Genomic DNA, 4104 nt, shown 5'->3' on the forward strand with positions numbered 1-4104 from the left:
TCACGGAAAAGACTGAGGATGATTGGCGATCAAAAACGCGCCCAATCGACCTCATCGACTCCCCACGCTGCCAGCGATCCCAGATCTCGGCACGCTGTTCTGCTGAATAATAAATCCTGCGACGATACTTCATTCAAAACATTCCATCTCTTCCTAAAGGTTAAAGTGTTGCGTCCACCAGTTGAGACCACCACAGAAATGGGCTGTTTCCTTGCTTGGGATACCGTTTGAAATCCCCTACATTCGCCACATGACTACAGCCAAAAAAATACTTGTACTAACATATGGTTCGCGCGGAGATGTGGAACCTTTCATCGCGCTTGCTGACGGGCTGACAAAGCATGGTTATGGCGTGACACTCAGCACCGCCGAAAGGTATGGCGATTGGATAAAAAGGTTCGGCTTGGCCTTTGAGCCTTTGTCAAACGAGATCATTGACTTGATGGATACTCCAGATGGGAAAGCCGCACTTGAGGGGGCATCAGGTGTTTTCAAAAGGATCGCTGCGGGCATTCGGCTGACGCGCAAGTCCGGGCCACTTAACGATGCGCAGAATTTTGATGCATGGCATGTGGCCCAAGAGGTTCAACCAGATCTGATTGTTCACCATCCCAAAGTCATCGCCGCACCCCATATCGCCGAGGCACTTGGCGTTCCTGCCGTATTGGCACCGTTGCAGCCCTTGGTCGTTCCGACACATGAATTTCCACCGGCGGGGATGCCAAATCTCCCGATTCCTGGATACAACAGATTTGGGTATTCGCTCGTAAACCTGTCTTATGGGGCGTTTCGCAATTCTATAAACGCATTCCGGACGTCCGCCTTGAAGCTACCTCCAGTTAAAGACCGGAGCGAGGTTCTTTTCCCCAACGGGATTGGCGCTACCAAGGTACTTCACGCCATAAGCCCGACGGTCATACCCCAACCAAAAGACTGGCCCGTTAAGGCGATTATGACAGGCTATTGGGGGCTAAAATCTGATAAAGACTATCAGCCGCCAGATAACTTGCAACGATTTCTCAAGGCAGGACCGCCGCCAGTTTATATTGGCTTTGGCTGCATGCCTGCTGAAGATCCGCAGGCCCTACAGCAGACAATCATCGACGCGCTTTGCAAAGCAAATGTTCGCGGCGTTATATCTTCGGGGCGGGCAGAGTTTGATGAAATCGAAACGGATGACATTTTGACGATCCCCTCGGCACCGCATGCTTGGCTGTTTCCAAGGATGGCGGCCGTTGTGCACCACGGCGGCATGGGGACGACGGCGCAAGGGTTTCGTGCAGGTGTTCCTTGCGTTATCTGCCCATTCTTTGGGGATCAGCCTTACTGGGCAAAGATAAGCGTTTCTTTGGGAGTTGGGGCACCACCTGTTCCACGAGGGAAACTGACGTCAGACACATTGTCAGCCTCAATAATCGCCGCTGTTAACGACACGTCGCTGAGGAGCAATGCTCGCGATCTGGCAGAGCAGTTGCAAAACGAAGATGGCGTGGCGACTGCTATTGCAGAAATTCAAAATACCCTCGTCAAAGAATGTTTCCAAGATCGGTCATTCGTTTAGCCAAATAGTCGGCGGCGTTGTCCCGCAACTTGTCAGTTCAGACGAGGTATGCCGAAGGTCAGACCTGTTGCATAGGCCATTAGGCCAATCAGATGATGATTAGCTTCTGGCGCAGCGGGATTTACTTTGGTTGAGGCGGTAGCTTTCGCAGTTCATCTCGAGGATGTTGACGTGGTGGGTTAGCCTGTCCAGGAGCGCACCCGTCAGGCGTTCGGTGCCGAATGTTTCGGTCCATTCCTCGAATGGCAGGTTGCTTGTGATCAGGGTTGAGCCTCGCTCGTAGCGCTGTGAGATCAATTCAAACAGCAGCTCTGCGCCGGTTTTGCTGAGCGGCACGAAGCCCAGTTCATCAATGATCAGCAGTTTGACCTTGGCCAGTTGGCGTTGCATTCGCATGAGGCGCTTCTCATCTCTGGCCTCCAAGGCACGGCAAACCATTTTGTCAGCCAATGAAGATGGTAGGTTGCGATCCCGAGATTGGACAAATTCTCGCCAGTAGAAAGCCTCGCCTTCATAAGACGTAGAGCGCGGTCAGCAGCTCAAAACTTTCACTTCGTTCGATATCAACACCAAAATCAGGCGGATGGAAGGTTCCATCATCCTTCAAGATGTCGCGGTAAGCGCGCAGATCATCTTTCAAGGGTTCGTTGACCTCAACCGTTTCCTCGCGATTGAGCAACTGAAGCAGTCGAAAGACATCGCGGCGGTGCTTCGCGATATCACTGCCCTTTATCTTGGCGTCTCCTTCAGCACGCCTACGTGTGAGATCGACGAATGCCCGGGCTTTGAACGGGATCAGCAGGCGTTCATCGAGCACATGGATCCCATCGACCGGTCGGCGTGAGTTGATGAGCGCATCATAGTAGTCCTTGTCGAGCAAAATCGCCGATAGGCTGAGCATGTCATCCGATATGGCAACGGTCGCTAGCTCGTCACCAACCTCCAGATCGACGCCCGCCTCTGGGCTCGAGAAGAGCTCCAGCATTTCGGGATAGCTTGTGTCTTTTGGCTTGTGGAACCGGTAGAACTCCCGCCTTTCTGCTCCGCGTTCCCGAGCTTCATATTGGCCTGCATCCAGGAACCCTTTAAGTGCGGTTCCGAAGGACGGATCGACAACCTCAACGCACAGCACCATGTCGACATCTCGCGTGGCCCGAAACTCTAAACCAACTTCCTCAAAGATCAGGGCGCAGGCAGCGCCGCCGATCAGTGCGTAGCTATCTTCATGTCCCGCAAAATGCTCCCGAAATTTCTCTATCCCCGGTACCAACGCACATTCTCCATCAGTTGGGCAGCCGCCTCTGCGACGCGCTCGTCTTCATGTGCTTGGAATTGCATGAAAAGCGACAGGGGATCAGCTTGCTTGTTTCCAGTGACAATATCTGGATCATATCGCCAAACATCGACGCCGAAACCAGCCTCGTCTTGATCGTCGACCTCCTCACCAAACTCACCCGCCTGCAGAGACTTCCAATCTTTGGGCCCGACCGCGAAATGGGGATGCCGTGGAGGGTTCAGCATGGAGCGCTCAGCGAGCGCACTTTCGCCACCGGCGGCAAAAGTTTGGGTTAGGGTCGTTCCGTAAAAGCCTTCGTGCATGTCTCTGGGACGAAAGAAGTGGATCGATTTGACGGGAGATCGGAGCAACGGCCGGGCTTTTTCAAAAATCTCGTCCGGCGGCGAGCTAAACACAAGGAGCTTGCTTCGACCAAGCGGTTCTACAGATGCAAGCTTGTTCGCGCTTAGCTCGTCAAAAGCCCGACCAACAGTCATGGCAGAATAGCGAAGTTTCTTTGCAAGATTGCTCGGGGTCCAGGTGTCTTGGTTCGGTATCAGCAAATGTCGGAACAGCACGACCTGCGCTGCTGGGGACAGACGTTCTGACGAAGTGGGCATCTTGGACCTGAAATACTCACGCAGATCCATCCCAAGAGCCGGAATGTAGAGTTGGTTGTCAGGCACAACAAAGGGAAGGGCTTTTTCGATGAGCCGGGCGCGCACATGCGAAGACATGGCTTCGAAGACAAAGACGATAACGTCATCGATATCTTTGCGGAGGTTGGCATGACGCCTCTCAAGCTCGGACGGGGTAAGTTCGCTGTCTTTGGTTACAATGACAAAGAGACAATGCGTGGAAAGCAGGTCTGCTTCATAGAAGTCAAACGCCTTCGCTAGAAACATGGGAAGCTTGTCTTTGCTCTTCCACGGTTCGAGATCAACGCGAATATGAAGCACGGCTTGAAGGTAATTCCTCAGCCGGTTGTTCAGATCCTTAGATTGCGCATCACCTAACATGATTTTGCACACTAACACTAACATAGTTAGTATGCAAGTCTATGTTAGTATTTTGCTTGATTAAGCTCATCGACCTCCAATTGAGATCGGTAAACGTCTGTCACTTGGCACTTAATTGTAAGACTGCGGCGGTAAAGGACGGGCTAGGCACTTAATTTGAGACTACGAGTGTCTCCAGTCTCATATTAACTGCATCTGGCGGGGGCCTGGCAGTCCGAACGCCGGGTTGATAAGGTGGTCAGTTTTTT

Annotated in this window: 4 protein-coding genes; 1 reads left to right on the plus strand and 3 read right to left on the minus strand. The window is 52.5% G+C overall.

Annotated elements, in window-relative coordinates; genetic code table 11:
• The first annotated feature begins 250 nt into the window (after positions 1 to 250).
• Complete coding sequence (locus ACFWW2_RS02315; protein WP_393925795.1) at positions 251 to 1561, plus strand: glycosyltransferase; 1311 nt, start codon at positions 251 to 253, stop codon at positions 1559 to 1561.
• 99 nt (positions 1562 to 1660) lie between these two features.
• Here ACFWW2_RS02315 and ACFWW2_RS02320 read toward each other — a convergent pair whose 3' ends face one another.
• The 3 genes from ACFWW2_RS02320 to ACFWW2_RS02330 form a co-directional block, all read right to left on the minus strand.
• The gene (locus ACFWW2_RS02320; protein ID WP_393925801.1) at positions 1661 to 1999 is read right to left on the minus strand and encodes an ATP-binding protein; all 339 of its coding nucleotides are present in this window, start codon (positions 1997 to 1999) and stop codon (positions 1661 to 1663) included.
• A gap of 73 nt (positions 2000 to 2072) precedes the next feature.
• On the minus strand, positions 2073 to 2831 hold the full coding sequence (locus ACFWW2_RS02325; RefSeq protein WP_393925797.1) for a hypothetical protein: 759 nt from the start codon (positions 2829 to 2831) through the stop codon (positions 2073 to 2075).
• Positions 2816 to 3856, minus strand: a complete 1041-nt coding sequence (locus tag ACFWW2_RS02330) for a hypothetical protein (RefSeq protein ID WP_393925799.1) — start codon at positions 3854 to 3856, stop codon at positions 2816 to 2818. Before ACFWW2_RS02330 ends, ACFWW2_RS02325 begins: the two co-directional genes overlap by 16 nt.
• Positions 3857 to 4104: the final 248 nt, after the last annotated feature.

The organism is Yoonia sp. R2-816 (assembly GCF_046762905.1).
Lineage (GTDB): Bacteria > Pseudomonadota > Alphaproteobacteria > Rhodobacterales > Rhodobacteraceae > Yoonia.

Bases quoted from the DNA above. Each gene is read 5' to 3' on its own strand.
- ACFWW2_RS02315 (WP_393925795.1), top strand. From the start codon at position 251: ATGACTACAGCCAAAAAAATACTTGTACTAACATATGGTTCGCGCGGA.
- ACFWW2_RS02320 (WP_393925801.1), bottom strand. From the start codon at position 1,999: ATGGTTTGCCGTGCCTTGGAGGCCAGAGATGAGAAGCGCCTCATGCGA.
- ACFWW2_RS02330 (WP_393925799.1), bottom strand. From the start codon at position 3,856: ATGTTAGGTGATGCGCAATCTAAGGATCTGAACAACCGGCTGAGGAAT.